Annotated in this window: 16 protein-coding genes; 4 read left to right on the plus strand and 12 right to left on the minus strand. The window is 48.9% G+C overall.

Annotation, left to right across the window (positions count from 1 at the left end; all coding sequences use genetic code 11):
- The first annotated feature begins 91 nt into the window (after positions 1–91).
- Positions 92–1,540: a proton extrusion protein PcxA gene (locus NC980_RS22080; protein WP_190378937.1), complete on the plus strand. Its 1,449-nt coding sequence runs from the start codon at positions 92–94 to the stop codon at positions 1,538–1,540.
- Here the strand turns inward: NC980_RS22080 and NC980_RS22085 are convergent, their stop codons facing one another.
- The 7 genes from NC980_RS22085 to NC980_RS22115 all read right to left on the minus strand — a co-directional run bounded on the left by NC980_RS22085 (position 1,541) and on the right by NC980_RS22115 (position 8,269).
- A complete protein-coding gene (locus tag NC980_RS22085) occupies positions 1,541–2,383 on the minus strand; it encodes an alpha/beta hydrolase (protein WP_190378938.1) in 843 nt (280 codons plus the stop codon).
- A gap of 66 nt (positions 2,384–2,449) precedes the next feature.
- The gene (locus NC980_RS22090; protein WP_190378939.1) at positions 2,450–3,406 is read right to left on the minus strand and encodes an RNA polymerase sigma factor, RpoD/SigA family; all 957 of its coding nucleotides are present in this window, start codon (positions 3,404–3,406) and stop codon (positions 2,450–2,452) included.
- Positions 3,407–4,008: 602 nt separating this feature from the next.
- On the minus strand, positions 4,009–7,245 hold the full coding sequence (gene carB, locus NC980_RS22095) for a carbamoyl-phosphate synthase large subunit (RefSeq protein ID WP_190378940.1): 3,237 nt from the start codon (positions 7,243–7,245) through the stop codon (positions 4,009–4,011).
- A gap of 112 nt (positions 7,246–7,357) precedes the next feature.
- Positions 7,358–7,513, minus strand: a complete 156-nt coding sequence (locus NC980_RS22100; protein WP_199298716.1) for a hypothetical protein — start codon at positions 7,511–7,513, stop codon at positions 7,358–7,360.
- Positions 7,470–7,685 carry a DUF4926 domain-containing protein gene (locus tag NC980_RS22105; RefSeq protein ID WP_199298712.1) on the minus strand — a complete coding sequence of 72 codons (216 nt, stop codon included), beginning with the start codon at positions 7,683–7,685 and terminating at the stop codon, positions 7,470–7,472. Before NC980_RS22105 ends, NC980_RS22100 begins: the two co-directional genes overlap by 44 nt.
- Positions 7,682–7,924 (minus strand): DUF4926 domain-containing protein, encoded by a 243-nt coding sequence (locus NC980_RS22110; RefSeq protein WP_190378941.1) that lies wholly within the window; start codon positions 7,922–7,924, stop codon positions 7,682–7,684. Before NC980_RS22110 ends, NC980_RS22105 begins: the two co-directional genes overlap by 4 nt.
- 9 nt (positions 7,925–7,933) lie before the next feature.
- Positions 7,934–8,269, minus strand: coding sequence for a DUF6883 domain-containing protein (locus NC980_RS22115; protein WP_190378942.1), 336 nt, complete (start codon positions 8,267–8,269; stop codon positions 7,934–7,936).
- A gap of 56 nt (positions 8,270–8,325) precedes the next feature.
- On the opposite strand from NC980_RS22115, the gene NC980_RS22120 reads away from it, so the two are divergent.
- Both NC980_RS22120 and NC980_RS22125 read left to right on the plus strand, forming a co-directional pair.
- Positions 8,326–9,651: a 16S rRNA (cytosine(967)-C(5))-methyltransferase gene (locus tag NC980_RS22120; protein WP_190378943.1), complete on the plus strand. Its 1,326-nt coding sequence runs from the start codon at positions 8,326–8,328 to the stop codon at positions 9,649–9,651.
- Complete coding sequence (locus tag NC980_RS22125) at positions 9,644–10,057, plus strand: TerB family tellurite resistance protein (protein WP_190378944.1); 414 nt, start codon at positions 9,644–9,646, stop codon at positions 10,055–10,057. The genes NC980_RS22120 and NC980_RS22125 overlap by 8 nt, the downstream gene beginning before the upstream one ends.
- Positions 10,058–10,081: 24 nt before the next feature.
- Here the strand turns inward: NC980_RS22125 and NC980_RS22130 are convergent, their stop codons facing one another.
- The 5 genes from NC980_RS22130 to NC980_RS22150 all read right to left on the minus strand — a co-directional run bounded on the left by NC980_RS22130 (position 10,082) and on the right by NC980_RS22150 (position 15,408).
- A complete protein-coding gene (locus NC980_RS22130; protein WP_190378945.1) occupies positions 10,082–10,285 on the minus strand; it encodes a hypothetical protein in 204 nt (67 codons plus the stop codon).
- A gap of 103 nt (positions 10,286–10,388) precedes the next feature.
- Positions 10,389–12,671, minus strand: a complete 2,283-nt coding sequence (locus NC980_RS22135) for a penicillin-binding protein 1A (RefSeq protein WP_190378952.1) — start codon at positions 12,669–12,671, stop codon at positions 10,389–10,391.
- A 321-nt stretch (positions 12,672–12,992) separates the two neighbouring features.
- Positions 12,993–13,997, minus strand: coding sequence for a chlorophyll synthase ChlG (gene chlG, locus NC980_RS22140; RefSeq protein WP_190378946.1), 1,005 nt, complete (start codon positions 13,995–13,997; stop codon positions 12,993–12,995).
- A gap of 4 nt (positions 13,998–14,001) precedes the next feature.
- Positions 14,002–15,099: an ArsA family ATPase gene (locus NC980_RS22145; RefSeq protein ID WP_190378947.1), complete on the minus strand. Its 1,098-nt coding sequence runs from the start codon at positions 15,097–15,099 to the stop codon at positions 14,002–14,004.
- A gap of 114 nt (positions 15,100–15,213) precedes the next feature.
- On the minus strand, positions 15,214–15,408 hold the full coding sequence (locus NC980_RS22150; protein ID WP_190378948.1) for a cytochrome b6f subunit family protein: 195 nt from the start codon (positions 15,406–15,408) through the stop codon (positions 15,214–15,216).
- Positions 15,409–15,711: 303 nt separating this feature from the next.
- On the opposite strand from NC980_RS22150, the gene NC980_RS22155 reads away from it, so the two are divergent.
- A complete protein-coding gene (locus NC980_RS22155; RefSeq protein WP_190378949.1) occupies positions 15,712–16,461 on the plus strand; it encodes an SH3 domain-containing protein in 750 nt (249 codons plus the stop codon).
- The last annotated feature ends 181 nt before the right edge of the window (positions 16,462–16,642 follow it).

Below are 16,642 nucleotides of genomic sequence, written 5' to 3' on the forward strand. Positions count from 1 at the left end.
AGCTTTAGAATAGAGCGATCGCCAACAACCTGACCGATTCGTTACGCTGTCATGCCACATTCTTCGATCGACGATTTCTGCTACACAAGCCATGAACAATAATTCGCTACTTTCGCAGTTCAGAGCCTATGTGCGTCGGGCTGAGCGATGGTACCTCGAAACGCCCGATCGCGCTCTCGATCAGGCATATGATGCTGCTCTCAAAATCAAAGCGATCGAAAATGAGCATTTTAGCGGTAAGAAGATCGCGCCTCATTCGACTCAACTGCGCGGTAGTGCGTTTGAATATTTCTCAGCCGATTTACAGAAATATCTCCGCATGATGCGGATGCGATTAACCGAATTTCGTCGGAGTCGTGCTGCATTGGCAATTACGAATCCGAATAAAACGACTCAGGAAGTTCGCACGATCGAAACGACGGAAGTTGGCTCATCCCGGTTTGTGCCCACCCTGCGCGATAAGTCTTCAATTACGCTAGAAAAACTTCGATTTATCGACGAAATTCTAGCTCGATATGCAGATGAACAATTGACACTTGAAGCCGTTTCAACGGCAATGCTTTCGGTCGAGCGCAATGGCGGTCTTGCTAAAAAGAATTCCGATCAGGATCTAACCGTACCTGAAGCTCAAAAAGTCCCAACAAACGATGTGCAAACTTCCGAAGATTTTGAAAGCATTTCTGATAAAACAGGGCTGCTTCCCCGATCGATCCTGGCAACACTGAAACGATTAAGACGTGATCTTGATCCTAAATCTGAAGACGAAGTCGTTCAAAACTATCGCATTTCTAAGGTCAAAACGCTATTAGCAGTCCGATTTGTTTTGGTCTTAATTCTTGTACCGTTATTGGTGCAGCAAGTGACTCGTAATTTTGTGCTGAGCGAGCGATTACCTGTTGGTGCTTGGATTTCGCAACAGTTCACGATCGAAAATCCAGACCGAATCTTTATCAATGGCGAAATGGCAGAAGAAGCGCTGAGAGAGATGCAGGGATTTGAGGAGCGCTTGAAGTTTGAAAATATTATCAAAGAAACCTTAGAACGGAATATTCTCAGTTCTGAGGAAGTCGAAGCGAGAGCGAAATTGCGATCGCAACAAGTCGAAGTCCAAGTCCGCGAGAAAGCCACCGAAATTGCAGAACAATTTTCAAGTCAAAGCGCAAACGTGATTCGCAACTGGATTGCTGATATTTTGGCTACGATCGCGTTTACGTTCGTGCTGCTGAACGGCAAACGCGAAATCGAAATTCTCAAGTCTTTTATGGATGAAACGGTTTATGGTCTTAGCGATAGTGCTAAGGCATTTATCATCATTTTGTTTACAGATGTCTTCGTGGGATTCCACTCACCTCACGGTTGGGAAATCATTCTCGAAGGGATTTCAAGACACTTCGGTTTACCGACGAGTCGCGATTTTATCTTCTTGTTTATTGCAACCTTCCCGGTGATTCTAGACACCATTTTTAAATATTGGATTTTCCGTTACCTCAATCGGGTTTCACCGTCTGCTGTGGCAACGTATCGCGAAATGAACGAGTAGTTATGCCATTTCAATTTGCCTGGTAAATTCAAGCACCATTGAAGTAAATTTCTCTGGATACCAAAGCCCCCATTCGTGAAAGCCTTCTGGCACAGTCACCAGTTTGGCATCCGGTAAAGTGGCTGCCATTTCACGCGCGATCGCTAACGGCTCTGTTAAATCCTCTTCTGACCAGAGCAATAATGCGGGGGCTTGAATCGTGGGTAATAAATGCCTCAAATCTCCGTACAACGAAAGCAGCAACGCTTGCAGGACGTTCGCTGTGTTGAATAGCAAATTATGCGTAAAGACCTTTGGAATTGTGGTTAACTTTAATTCCAGCTTAGGTAGAAACAATTGTGCCGTCATTTCTGCTGCGCGTCTCGGAATAATTTCGGCAACCGAAACGGTTGGAATTCCGGTACTACCAAGCAGGGCAAGACTCTTCACTCGCTCCGGGAACAGGGCTGCGATCGTCAGTGCCACTCCTCCGCCAAACGAATGCCCTATGATATGCACTTGCTTCAAATTCAGCGCATCTAAAAACTCCACCAGAAACGCTGCATAAGTCTTGTAGTCCGGGATCATCTTGTCGTAGGACGATCGCGCAAAGCTCGGTAAATCTGGTGCAAACACCGGATGCTGCTCTGACAGCCGTTCTAAAACTTCCTGATAAGGCTCAGCCGAGATTCCCCAACCGTGCAGAAACAGGATAGGCAGCGATCGTAATTCCTGCCCACCTTGCTCATAGTGAAGCTGACACTCACTGAGATTTATGCTGCGACTGACTAATCGAGTATTCACCCACCCTTTCTCCAGAGCCAGAACAATTCTTCGACTGTAACAAGCCTTGAGAATTTGCATGACTATCTTGAGAGTTAACTAGGTGACTCCGATCGTCCCAGCTACGCAGAGATTGATGGGAATCAATCAGCTTGCGAGATATTCACCCATATCACCTTTGCGCTTCCGCAATTTCGTCAGCGCTTCACGTTCGATCTGGCGCACTCGTTCGCGGCTGATATTGAGCCGATCGCCAATCTTTGCCAGTGTCAGCGCTTTGCCGTCATCTAGCCCAAACCGCAGAATTAAAACTTCCCTTTGCTGCTGGGTTAAATCTGCCATCAGCGCATCAAGATCGAGCTTGAGTGAAGTCTGGGTGGTGAATTCTTCGGGCGACACTCCCGTGTCTTCGAGCAGTTCGCCTAGCTCGGTATCCTGGTTATCTCCGACCCGCAAATCTAACGATAAGGGAACTCTCGCCCGTTCGAGATAATCCCGCACCTGCGAGATGGGAATGTCTAATTCGTTCGCTAATTCTGACAGTGTAGCGGCGCGTCCTAACTGCTGGGACAAACTCCGCTGCGCTTTCTTAATCTTATTCAACTTCTCGGTGATGTGAATCGGTAGGCGAATCGTGCGACCTTTCTCTGCGATCGCTCTTGTGATCGCCTGACGAATCCACCAGTAAGCGTAGGTCGAAAAACGGTATCCCTTCGTGGGATCAAACTTCTCGACTCCGCGCTGCATTCCGATCGTGCCTTCTTGAATCAAGTCCATTAATTCAACATTGCGCTTGGTGTACTTCTTTGCCACCGAAACGACTAGACGTAGATTTGCTTCGACCATTCGCCGCTTGGCAAGTTCACCTTCCGCTAACACCTGCCGAAGTTCTGTTTCTGAGAGTCCTGCCGCCTGCGCCCAAGTTGGATCATCTGGTGCTGCACCCAGTTTCTCAACGAGCTTTGCCCGGACAGAGTTGGCGATCGCGAGGCGCTGTACCTGTTTGCCATACAACACTTCTTGCTCGTGCGTCAGAAGCGGCACACGACCGATTTCACGCAGGTAAGCCCGAACGGAATCAGTGGGGGTCTGAGCAGTTTTCATAACAACTTCAACGGGTGTGAGGGAACAAAGAGAAATCGGAGATGCTGGAGCGGTGAGACATCTGTGAAGCGTATGCGTCTTGGAGCAGAATTGCCTGTCAAAGCAAAAGTAAGACGACTACAACTTAGTCAAGAGCGTAAATCGATAAGCGTAAACGGATGTGCTACTTCTAACATTGCTTCAATCGTGGCACTAATCAGTTATCTTAAGGATTATCCCCTAACAAATTAAGGTTTGTAAAGATTATGAGAAAAGATTTAACAAAGCCTATTCTATCGTGTGAGTCTAATTCTTGATTTACAGTCTATGCAACACGTTACCAAAACTACAGATTCCGTTTGTTCCTTGCGCGACGGAATTATAAGTTTAATCAAAGCTTGAGCTATCTAAACAAGACGGCATTGATGTGAAATAGCTTGATTATGAGAATCATTAATAAAACTTTAAGATTTAACCTAAAAATGCTGACGCGATCGTAGTTAAATTTAGTGCTGCAATTTCCGTAATTTGTTCTATAGACATATAGGTTTCTTTCTGTAAATGTCATCTATCCTCTGACAGAGCGTGAAAGCGGAGCCTAGTTCAGCTCCGCTTTCGGCGGATTAGTGAGCAATGTAATCTTGCAAAGCCCGAACCGTTAGTGCCTCAGATTGTAACGATCGAATTGCTGCCGCTGTCGCTTTGGCTCCCGCGATGGTTGTAATCATAGGAATTTTGTACGTCAAAGCGGTACGACGAATCAGGCGATCGTCTTCGTGTGCCTCTTGTCCAGTGGGAGTGTTGATGATTAATTGGATCTGCTCATTTTTGATCGAGTCGAGAACGTGCGGTCTACCTTCGTGCAGCTTCAGGACGAGTTCTACGTCGAGACCCTGTTCTTTCAGAGTTTTACGAGTTCCAGCCGTTGCGACGACTTTGAAACCGAGTTCCATTAACTCTTTCACAGCTGGAACCACCGCCGCTTTTTCTCGATCGTTCATCGAGACAAAAACCGTTCCCTGACGCGGCAGGCGTTGACTCGCAGCAAGTTCTGCTTTTGCATAAGACTTGCCAAAATCAGTATCGATCCCCATCACTTCTCCGGTCGATCGCATTTCGGGTCCTAAAATCGTATCGGTTCCGGGGAACTTCTCAAACGGCAGAACGGCTTCTTTGACGGAAATATGCTTCGGGATCACTTCTTGCGTGAAATTGAGATCGGCAAGCGTTTTACCAGACATAATCCGGGCTGCCATCTTCGCAAGCGGATAGCCGATCGCTTTTGACACAAACGGAACAGTTCGAGAAGCACGCGGATTCGCTTCGATAATGTAAACCTGATCGCCCTGCACGGCAAACTGGATGTTCATCAAGCCTACCACTTTGAGCGCTTTTGCCAGTTGAATTGTCCAGGTGCGGATGCGATCGACGATTTCGGGCTTCAGCGTGACGGTCGGAATCGAGCAAGCAGAGTCGCCGGAATGAATGCCCGCTTGTTCGATGTGTTCCATAATGCCGCCGATCACGACGTTTCCGGTTTGGTCGGCGATCGCATCGACATCGACTTCGATCGCGTTTTCGAGGAAGCGATCGATCAAAATTGGGTGATCCGGTTCAACCTGAACGGCATAAACCATATATCGTTCGAGTTCTGCGTCCGAGTAAACAATCTCCATTGCCCGTCCACCGAGGACATAACTGGGGCGCACAACCACTGGATACCCGATTTGCCGTGCGACCTTTTTCGCGTCTGCATAGTCTCGTGCAATTCCGTTTGCAGGTTGTTGAATGTTTAACTCGCGCAGAATCTTTTCAAACCGTTCGCGATCTTCGGCAGTGTCGATCGAATCTGGCGAAGTCCCCCAAATTTTCGTCGGCACGGTGCCTTGCTTGAGAAACGCAGCGAGCGGAACCGCTAACTTTAAGGGCGTTTGTCCACCAAATTGAATGATCACGCCTTCGGGCTGTTCCGCTTCGATAATGTTGAGAACATCCTCTTTCGTCAGTGGCTCGAAATAGAGGCGATCGCTGGTGTCGTAGTCGGTTGAAACGGTTTCGGGGTTTGAGTTTACCATGATCGTTTCGTAGCCGTCTTCACGCAGCGCAAACGACGCATGACAGCAACAGTAATCAAATTCAATCCCTTGTCCGATGCGATTTGGGCCTCCACCGAGAATCATTACTTTCGGCCTGCTCGATGGTAGAACTTCGGTCTCTTCTTCATAAGTCGAATAATAGTACGGGGTCAAGGCTTCAAACTCAGCCGCACAAGTATCCACTGTTTTATAAACCGGGATCACGCCGATCGCTTTGCGGTGAGCGCGAACTTCATCTTCAGTCGTCTTGGTGGCGAAAGCAATTTGACGATCGCTAAAGCCCTTCCGCTTAATTTCACGCAGTTTCTCAACCGCTAGATCTTTAAGGCTCGATCGTTTCAGCGCTTTTTCGGTTTCAAGCAAATCGAGCATCTTATCGAGAAACCAAGGATCAATACTGGTTAGCTCAAAAATCTCATCTACGGACATTCCCATCAGCATCGCGTGGCGCACGGTGAAAATGCGATCGGGATTCGGCGTTCTCAAACCTGCACGAATCTGCTCTAGGCTTGGGAGAACTTCTTGCTTATCACAACCCCAGCCTGCCCGTCCGGTTTCGAGCGATCGCAAGGCTTTCTGAAACGATTCTTGAAACGTCCGCCCGATCGCCATGGCTTCACCAACCGATTTCATCTGCGTGGTGAGATACGGCTGCGATCCAGGGAATTTCTCAAACGCAAACCGGGGAATTTTAGTGACGACATAATCGATCGTCGGTTCAAAACTCGCAGGTGTTTTCTTCGTGATGTCGTTGGGAATTTCATCGAGCGTGTAACCGACTGCGAGTTTTGCCGCCATCTTCGCGATCGGGAATCCAGTCGCTTTAGAAGCCAGCGCCGAACTCCGAGACACACGCGGGTTCATTTCAATCACGACCACTTCACCGGTGACCGGATTCACTGCAAACTGAATATTCGATCCGCCCGTTTCGACTCCAATCTCACGAATAATTTTGATCGAAGCATCCCGAAGCCGTTGATATTCTTTATCCGTGAGGGTTTGAGCCGGAGCAACCGTGATCGAGTCTCCGGTATGAATGCCCATCGGATCGAGGTTCTCGATCGAGCAAATAATCACGACGTTATCCGCCAAGTCCCGCATGACTTCGAGTTCATACTCTTTCCAGCCGAGCAGCGATTTCTCAATCAAAATCTGCGATACCGGACTTGCATCCAAACCGGACTGCGCGATTTCTTCAAACTCCTGCTGATTGTAGGCAATGCCGCCGCCCGTTCCACCAAGCGTAAAGGCCGGACGAATAATCAACGGATAAGACCCAATTTGCTGACCGATCGCTTTGGCGTCTTCGAGCGTGTTTGCTAATCCTGACGGGCAGACTCCGACCCCGATTCGCTCCATCGCTTCTTTGAATAGCTTGCGATCTTCTGCCATCTCGATCGCGGGCAGTTTTGCGCCAATCAATTCGACGTTGTATTTATCCAGAACGCCATTTTTCGCCAACGCCACCGCCAAATTGAGCGCCGTCTGTCCGCCCATTGTCGGCAGCAGTGCATCCGGGCGCTCTTTAATAATGATTTGCTCCACCAGTTCCGGTGTGAGTGGCTCAATGTAGGTGCGATCGGCGGTTTCGGGATCAGTCATGATCGTCGCCGGATTCGAGTTAACCAAAACGACCTCGAATCCTTCATCCCGTAGCGCTTTACAGGCTTGAGTCCCGGAGTAATCAAACTCGCTGGCTTGCCCGATCACAATCGGACCAGAACCGATTAATAAAATCTTATGGATGTCTTGGCGACGGGGCATAGTGTCTTTCCGCTTTCTTCTCTAAATCCAACTCATTCTAGTGGGTTTCGTTTGGATTTCTGTTGCCCCTTTATCTAATTCCCAGAATTGATCTGACGACGGATGTTTCTGATTAAACGAAATGCTCCTTCAGCACTAGCGATCGCGCAAATTCAAACACCTGCTTGCGGCGATCGTCCGGTAATTGTTCGACGATCGCTGCCACTTGCTCAGAGATTGAAACATCAGATTTCGTTGCTGATCGCCAAACCACTACAAATTGATCCAATGTTAAGCCTACAAAGCGCTAACGTTTCTCCATTGGAGTTTGGCACAAAGAATTCTATTTCGTAAGCATCTCCGTAGTCTTCTACGATTACCCCTTGTTCTCCAGCCTGGATTCCAACCTCTGGCAGACCAACTAGGAGTTCAATTCCGTCAAATAAGTCAGGTTTCGTCAAGCAGGAACAACCTCCGGTTCTTGCAGCAACAGGAGTAATCGACTCACTAGGATTGTTTCCATAGCGTAAGTCATTCCTTGAGAATCGGCAAAATCAATTAGACAGGCTTGATCCTCAAATGTCATTAGTACGGTTCCAACCTGTCCGCGCCTCAATAGAATCGGTTGGTGCGTTGTTTTATGAATTGCTGGAGTATCTTCAATGAGTGCAATCACGTCATATTCTTGAATGATTGTCATGGAAATCCCCTAGCGATCGACAGGATAGGCGTTCGTCAACCTTGGAAAGTCTTCGTCGTTGCGGATGATCCAACAGCTAAAAATCAAAGACGAACCAACTTCGGTTTCAAGCGAGAGTTTAATGTCATAGTGAATCCCGTATCGGTCTTCTTTGTAAATCATAGCGTCACCAGTCACTGCTGCTTCCAATAACGCAATCTCTAAAATTTCTTTGTTGTCGAGTGTGATTCCAAGCCGACTTCTGAAGAGGATTGCTTTATTTCTGCCTCTAGAGTGTGCAAGATTCAGACAGTATCGCTCAACTTTATCTCCAAGTTGAGCATTCTCACCATTTGGCAACTTCATCAATGCACTCGATCGATTGTTATTCTAGATAAGCCAATCTTAGCCCTTGCCGATCGTTGTCTGAAAATCCCCGCCAACTCGCGTTTCTCGCACTCCGAGCCATCCAAAAAGGAGCCTTTGCGGATGTTGCCGTTGATCAAGCGCTGCATCAAGCTGATGTGAATGTGCTCGATCGCCGTTTGTTCACCGAATTAGTTTACGGAACCATTCGCCGCCAGCGCACTCTCAATGCGCTAATTGATCAGTTTGCCAAAAAGAAAGACCAGCCTCCTGATTTACGTCTGATTCTGCAATTGGGACTGTATCAACTGCGCTATCTTGACCAAATTCCAGCCTCTGCTGCCGTAGATACAAGCGTCGAACTTGCAAAGCAGAATAAGCTAAGCGGATTAACTGGGGTTGTGAATGGATTATTGCGGCAGTATCTCCGATCACAAATGATTCTGCACGCTGATCCACTGCAATTACCCGAAAATGCAATCGCTCGAATCGGAACGCTACACAGCTATCCTGATTGGATTGTGCAAGTGTGGTGTGATCAGTTCGGAATTGAAGACACCGAAAAGCTTTGCGAATGGATGAATCGATCGCCCCAGATTGATTTGCGAATTAACACACTCAGAACGAATATCGATCAAGTTGAAGCCGCAATGCAGGCGCAGGATATCCACGCCGATCGCATTCCGAACGTACCGAATGCACTGCGGTTGCCTGCGGTGGGTGCAATCTATAACCTACCGGGATACACCGAGGGCTGGTGGATTGTGCAAGATAGTAGCGCTCAGTTGGTGAGCTATCTCGTCGATCCTCAACCTGGAGAGATTGTTGCCGATGCTTGCGCGGCTCCCGGTGGTAAAACGCTGCACCTTGCAGAACTCATGCGCGATCGCGGCACGGTTTGGGCGATCGATAAAACGGCATCCCGCCTGAAAAAATTACAGCAGAACCTCGATCGCCTATCGTTCCAGTCAATTCAAACTCTAACCTGTGATAGCCGAAATGTGCCGCAGTTAAAGGGAGTGTGCGATCGGGTTCTAGTCGATGCGCCTTGTTCTGGATTGGGAACGCTCAATCGTCATGCCGATGCTCGTTGGCGACAAACTCCCGAAAGTGCCACACAACTGGCACAACTTCAGCAAGAAATTCTGACCGAAGCGGCAACCTGGGTCAAACCGCGAGGAGTCCTAGTTTATGCAACTTGCACATTAAACCCGATCGAAAACGAAGCCGTGATTAGACAGTTCCTAGCGCACCATCCTCAATGGTCAATCGAAAGCTCTGATTCACTTGCAGAATTTACGACACCGGAAGGCTGGATTAAAGTTCTACCGCACCGCCATAATATGGACGGATTCTTTATGGTCAGACTAAGACATGGATGACGCAAAAACGCTCGTTAAAATTCTGATCGGGGTCGCTTGGCTTGACGGATGCATTCAGCCCGAAGAACGATTGCACATCCAGCGCATCGCCAAAGACAAAGGAGTAGACCAGGATCGCGAAATTCAGCCGATTCTCTACGAACTGCGATCGGTCAAACCTGAAGAATGTTACCAATGGGTGCAAGACTATCTCGGTGAGCATCCCACGGCTGAACGTTGCCATCAACTGCTCGAAGCGATTAGTCAATTAATTTATGCAGACGGAACGATCACCCATGAAGAAGCAAAACTTCTAACTCGACTCCAAATTCTTGAATCCGAACCTGCACCCAGTTTGCACACAAAAATCATTGCTGCAATTTGCAAGCTTTATCAACACGGCATCGCAAAAATTGAAAAGCTCTGAACGATCGTCCAGAGCTTATAAAAATTAGAGACCGGGAGTTTCTTCTTTCTTGACTTCAGGCACAATATCTGGGCGCTCCTTATCTTCCCAACCCACCGGGCGTTTTGAGTTGTACCAGGTGATCGAGCCGAATGTCACTGCTGCAATAAAGCCAACCACATAAACAGCCGTGAATGACACCGGAAACTGCATTCCAGGCTTCGTTGCGACTTCTAATAGAAGGTTCATGTAAATACTCCTGTAATTTTCTACTAGAGATAAGTTATCAGAGCCATCATATCAGGGCATCTTTCAACGGTTCGATTCGCAATGACGAATCAGGTAATTTTCCCTAATTCCCAGGGGGAGGAGCGGGATCAGTCGCAGCGGGGGGCTCCGGAGCGGGAGGTTCTGGAGCCGCAGCAGGTTCTGGAGCCGCAGCAGGTTCTGGGGCTGGCTCCGCTTGACTGGGCGCAGGCTCAGAATACGCTGGCTCAGAGCGACGGGGTTCTGAATAGGCCGGTTCCGGTGCAGGTTCTTCGTAATAGCGCTGTCTGGGTTGCTCTTCTACCGGATCAGGCTCTTGACCGAGTGATCGTGTTCGCGCTGCTCGAATCGGTTGCGGTTTAATCGTGCCTTTGCGGTCTTCGAGATTTGCCGGAATTTCCGCAAATTTCTGCACAGGCATTCCCTGAACGACTTCCTTCATAAACTCGTGCCAGGTATAGGCTGCCGTTCCGCTTGTTCCCCCGGTCGGTGAGCTGTCATCGTTACCCAACCAAACGCCTGTAACAAGCTGCGGGATATAGCCAATAAACCATAAGTCTCGCGCTTCCTCAGAGGTTCCAGTTTTTCCAGCTACGGGACGACCGAGTTGTGCAGCGCGTCCGGTTCCCTCGGTCACGACCTCGCGCATCATCCAGTTGGTGATTGCAGCCGTTTCTGCATCCAAAACTCGTTTGGACTTGAAGTTAGAATCGAACAAAACTTTGCCGTTGCGATCAATCACGCGCCGAATGGCATGAGGCTGAACAAAATTTCCTTGCGCCGCAAACACCCCATAAGCGCTGGTCAGCTCTAGCGGATTGACTTCATAAGCACCCAGCGCTAGCGCTAGCGTTGGTTCCACCTTAGAGGCAATACCTACGCTGCGAACTAAATCAATCGTGGGCTTATATCCCACATCCATCAGCACTTTCACGGCGATCGTATTAATCGATTTCGTCAGCGCCGATTTCATACTCATCCAGCCAGAATACTTGTTACCGTAGTTTTTCGGCTGGTAGCCATCAATCGAGAAGCGTTCATCAAGATAAGACTGATTCGGAGAAAACCCAGCGCCGATCGCGGTCGCATAAACAAACGGCTTAAAGGTCGATCCGGGCTGTCGCTGTGCCTGAGTGACGCGATTGAACTGGCTTTCCTTGTAGAAATCATAGCCGCCAATCATCGCACGAATTTCGCCGTTCCGCGGATCGATCGACACGAGCGCACCTTGTTTGAAGCCTTCTGCGCCGCCATCTTCACGAATAGCGGTTTTCAACGCTTTTTCTGCTGCTTTTTGCCATTTTGCATTCAGCGTCGTTTCAACCGTGACCCCGCCTGCAAACAGCGCCTCTTTCGGCACCAATTTTTCAAGCTGCTGCTGCACATAGTAGGTGAAATACGGTGAAGAACTCTGAATATTTCTCGGCGTACTTGGTTTTACCACCAGTTTTTCAGCCTGTGCTGCTTGTGATTCTGCTTCGGTAATGTAGCCCGCGATGACCATTTTATCGAGCACTACATTGCGCCGCTCTTGTGCTTTTTCTAGGCTGACCAGTGGCGAATACAAGCTCGGAGCGGGGGGTAGTCCGGCGATCGTTGCCATTTCTCCTAGCGTTAACTGCTCGACGGACTTACTGAAATAAATCCAAGCGGCATCTGCAACTCCGTAGGCGTTAGAGCCAAGATAAACAAAATTGAGATATTTCTCTAGAATCTGCTGCTTGTCGATGTCGCGCTCAAGTTTCTGCGCGATCAGAGCTTCCCGCACTTTTCGTCCAATACTGCGATCGTCTTGATCGAGAAACACAATTCGAGAAAGCTGCTGCGTGATCGTGCTGCCGCCTTCAACAACATCACGAGAGGTTAGGTTCCGAAAAACCGCTCGTCCAATGCCCTGAAAATCAAGTCCACCGTGATCGTAAAACCGCCGATCTTCTGAAGCGACAAACGCTTGCACGAGACGTTGGGGAATTTTATCGATCGCTAATTTCTGTCGGGTTGCAGGGCCTAGCTGATGCAGCACCGTACCATCTGATGCCCGAATCGTCAGCGTTCCAGGACGAGCAAACGTTTTAATTTCAGCAGGATTGGGCAGGCTGCTGTCAATCTCGATCGCAGCGACTCGAAGTGCACCAATTCCACCGACCACCACCACGCCGCCAACGATCCATCTCCAAGTTTTCGCTTCTTTCAGCGGTGCGGGGATTTTTTCTCCTAAAGGTTTGAGCCGAGCTGTGACTCCAGTGATCCAATCCCGAACTCCTGCCAAGCGAGAACTTTCCGTCAGCTTGCGCGCACCCCGCCGCGTCCGCTTGCGCTCTGATCGCGCTTTCGGGGTGCGTTTTTTTCCGTCAGTTCCGTCTGTCATAGAGTCTAGCCCTGTTGGGGAATAATCAGGTTGAGTGGGTTTCCCGTTGCGCTTCGAGCTACTCTTTGCCACATTCGTACCTCACACACACTGCTAGTCTTGCGGAAATCAGCCTTCGTTCGATCAATGGCACGCGACTGTATCAATTGGATTTCAGGCAAGCCGGGCATCTCCCAACCCTGTATCAGAAGACGCTTCGAAATTTGTACAAATACTCACGCTTAGTTTACAAGACTTTAGAGATTTTGCAATCGCGCCTCCAAATTTTTCAGCTTGCGAATTGTCATCAGAAGCGCGAATTTGCTTGTCCGGAAGCCAACCTTAAATAGCCGCATGACCTAGCGCCAATGCCGTCACCAGCATTCCAAACACTAGGAAAGGTTGGGCGCTGGCTTGATATTTCACGTCGTTTTCCACAGGATTGCGAAGGAAATACATGTCTTGAAACGTGATCTGGGGAATGATCAGCAAAATCAATAACGTCGCGTACAGATTCTGATGAATTGCCATCAAGTACGCCGCAACTCCGCTCTGAAAAACATCGATCATCAGCACACAAATCCAAGCGGCAGTCGGAACCCCAAACGTCACAGGCAGGGATTTCAGTCCCAAAGCCCGATCGCCCTCAACGCTTTTAAAGTCGTTGACGATCGCAATTCCCAACCCTGCAAAACTATAGAACAGCGTCAACGCGATAATCGTCGGATTTAAATCACCAAACAGCGCATGACCTGTCCACCAAGGAATCGCAATATAGCTTGCACCGAGCGCATAGCAGCCGAGCCAGCCGTTTTGCTTCAGCTTGAGCGGGGGTGCTGAGTAGATGTAGGACAAGAATGATCCGACAACCGCCAATACCGTAATGGTTGGGAACTCATGACCCGCCCAGAGATCGAGCACATACGCCAACCCGACTCCACTCAGCAGGAGCACCCAAATTTGGATGATGACTTGTCCTAATGGAATCGCACCGGATGGAATCGGGCGATATGGTTCGTTAATCGCGTCAATTTCGCGATCATAGTAATCATTCAAGATCTGGGTGTAGCCTGTCAGCAAGGGGCCGGCTAGCAGCATACAGGTCGCTGATTTCAGCACGTCTTCGAGAACCCAGTGGTAGTTGCCCGATGAAGCCGCACCGCAAAGAATTCCCCACATTAGCGGAATCCAGGTAATCGGCTTCATTAGTTGCAGTCGAATCTTCCAGATCGAAGATCCTTTCACGTCAGCTCCCTTCATGCCGAGAAGCTGACGAGTTTTGGCGGAGCGGTTCTCCGGGGAACCGCTCTCTTGAGTGTCCGTAGTCAGGTCAGGAGAATCAGTCATAAGGTTAGAAGGAAATAATGAGGTAGCCGTCTTGGAATTTTGCACCGCTCACAGGCTGTCCCCGTAAAGCTGGTGGTAAATCAATATTTCGTCGCTGGTCGCCGGCTTCGATCGTGATCTCTGTCCCGTACTGCGTGAGTTTGACTTGTTTCTTGTCAAACCCTGGTAAGAATAAGCTTACTTTCCTTTCCGCTACATTCACTGCGATCGGGCGGGGCGCTTCTGAAGCGCGATTAAACTCTGGCAGCGCGTCGATCAAGGGTTGCCAATCATTCACAGGCTGAACTGGAATGGTGGAAACTGGAAGCGGCTGAAACGCTTCGTCTAATGCAGAGGCATCGGTCGAGCGATTGAGTAAAACGCCGCCGACCGTTAATCCAACTTGCTGAGCGCTACCCCAAAGGTATTTTGCGGCTGCGATCGCGCCTTCATCCTCAGTTGTCACCAAATAAGCCGCCATCCGTTTTGGATCGTTGACCGCTTGCTTGCCCTGCTCTAACAAGTCATTCACTTGTCCCGTGGGTTGAGCAAAGTTATCGCCTGCAAAATTTGCATTGGTCAGAATAGCACTGGCAACAGGTTGAATAAACGGCGATAGCGTTCTACCCAAATCTGAATCGACGAAGACCTGCCGGAATCGCCGAATATACCAGCTTGCTACCTCAGCCGTTCCGATCATTCGCAAGGTATTTTGGTCACCTGTGCCGTCATAGACGATCGTATCGTAGCGATTACTTTGATTAAATTCTCGCAGCGCGTTTAACGCCAAGAGTTCATCCAATCCTGGAAAAACTCCCAATTCCTGACCAAACACATTTGTAAAGAACGGAGTCCGCAGGTACTGAGCTTCGAGCTTTTTCACTTCGTCCCAACTGCGCTCTAGGAGTGTAGTCGTCTGAAGCTGAACTGCGCTCAAATTCGGTGCAATTTCTTGTGGATCCGATCCGATCGTGGTTCCTAACGCTAACCCAAACGCTGGACTGGAATCCTGTCCAACCAAAAGAACGCGCTTTCCTTGGCTGGCAAACTTTTTCGCCGCCGCGATAGCGATCGTCGTGCGTCCAGTCCCGCCCTTACCCAAAAACGTCAATATAAAAGCCATATCCAGTATTTTGAACAAACAGAGAGTTGACCTTCAAAAACCGAGAATACATTCCCAGTTTTCGACTCCCAACTCTCTTATGGTATCGACTGCCTGAATGCTTCTTCAGATCAATTAGTCGTATTGCTCTAATTCGTCCTCAAAAAACCAGGTCGAATATTTATCGTCAAACTGAACCAACATTCCAACTCCTTTGCCGTCCACAACTTTGAATTGCCGGACAATTCCAACCGCTCCGAGCCTTTTGATCACTTCTTGAGAGACGCGATCGCGCAACCGACGAACGCGAACTTTTTGACCGATTTCCATTACCACTATTGATGCTTAACCATGTCATGAAGTTTACCAGAATGTTGCAACATATTAAGCTCAGCGCGAAGAAACCAGCGACGGAAGAAGAATCAGGCTTCCACTCAGGATGCCCAGAGATTGTCAAGTGTAAGAACACTATGAATTTGAAGCTCGAACTCGACACGACTGATAAAAGTTCTGAATGCAATTTAGGCTTAGTTAAGGCAATCTACAAAGAGAGCATAAAATCTTCGTCTCGCTCCTCCTGGCTCATTGTCAATTCTGAATCCGCTCTGAACTTGATCAGCTTGATGCATCACCATGTCGGTTAACCTAAAAACCATTCTCAAATCTCCGCTGATGGTTGGGGCTTGTCTCACCGCCACCGTCACTTTAGTTGGCACTATGTACGCACTGACTCATCCGCGATCGATGGTGAAACGCGCCGATTCGAGTCCATCCGGGCAAGCTACAAGTTGTAAAACGGTGGTTTTCGACGATAAACCGCCGCTGAATGTTCGAGCAGCTCCCGCCGTTCAACCCGGAAATATTGTGGCATCGCTTAATAATGGCGAGACTCTGACCGTGGTTGGAGAGCAGGACGGTTGGCTTAAAATAAGCGCTCCTACGACTGGCTGGGTTTACCAGAATTTGACTCGTCAGAGGTGTGAGGGCGATCCACCAGCTGCAAGGCTATCTAGCAGGCGTGTGGTTGATCCGGCTTTAGAGGTGTTGCCGGATGAATCAGGAACCCGGCTTTACCGCGAGGCGATGTCTCAGTTTCAAGCAGGAAATTTGCCGGGTGCGATCAAACTTGCTCAAATGATCTCGGCAGACAGCGCGGCTTATCCTCATGCTCAAACTGCTTTGAAGATGATGCCGCAAATTTGGGATCAAGCTAAAGTTCAATACCAAAAGGCGGTCAATGCTGAGAAGCAGAGCCGCTGGAATGATGTGCTTAAAATTGCGATCAAGTATCCGGATATTCGGTACTGGCGCGAAAAGTTAACGCCGATCGTGAAAAAGGCGATTCGGATGCAATATTTTGCTGAGAGTCAAACAGATCAGTAGCCAACTTGGAGCGAATAGGGTTCACAATGTCAGTCGTTCATGAAGCGGCTGGCATTGCTACTTTAACGTGACGTGAGTTCGACGGGAGAGGTAGCGCGAAAAGAAAGCCGAAACTACGTTTGAAAGAGCTGTAACGTTCTTGCGAGTCTCAGCTATGGAACCAATCATAGCGCGACTGAAT

Origin of the sequence: Leptolyngbya sp. AS-A5, assembly GCF_039962495.1 — a bacterium.
GTDB lineage: Bacteria > Cyanobacteriota > Cyanobacteriia > Leptolyngbyales > Leptolyngbyaceae > Leptolyngbya.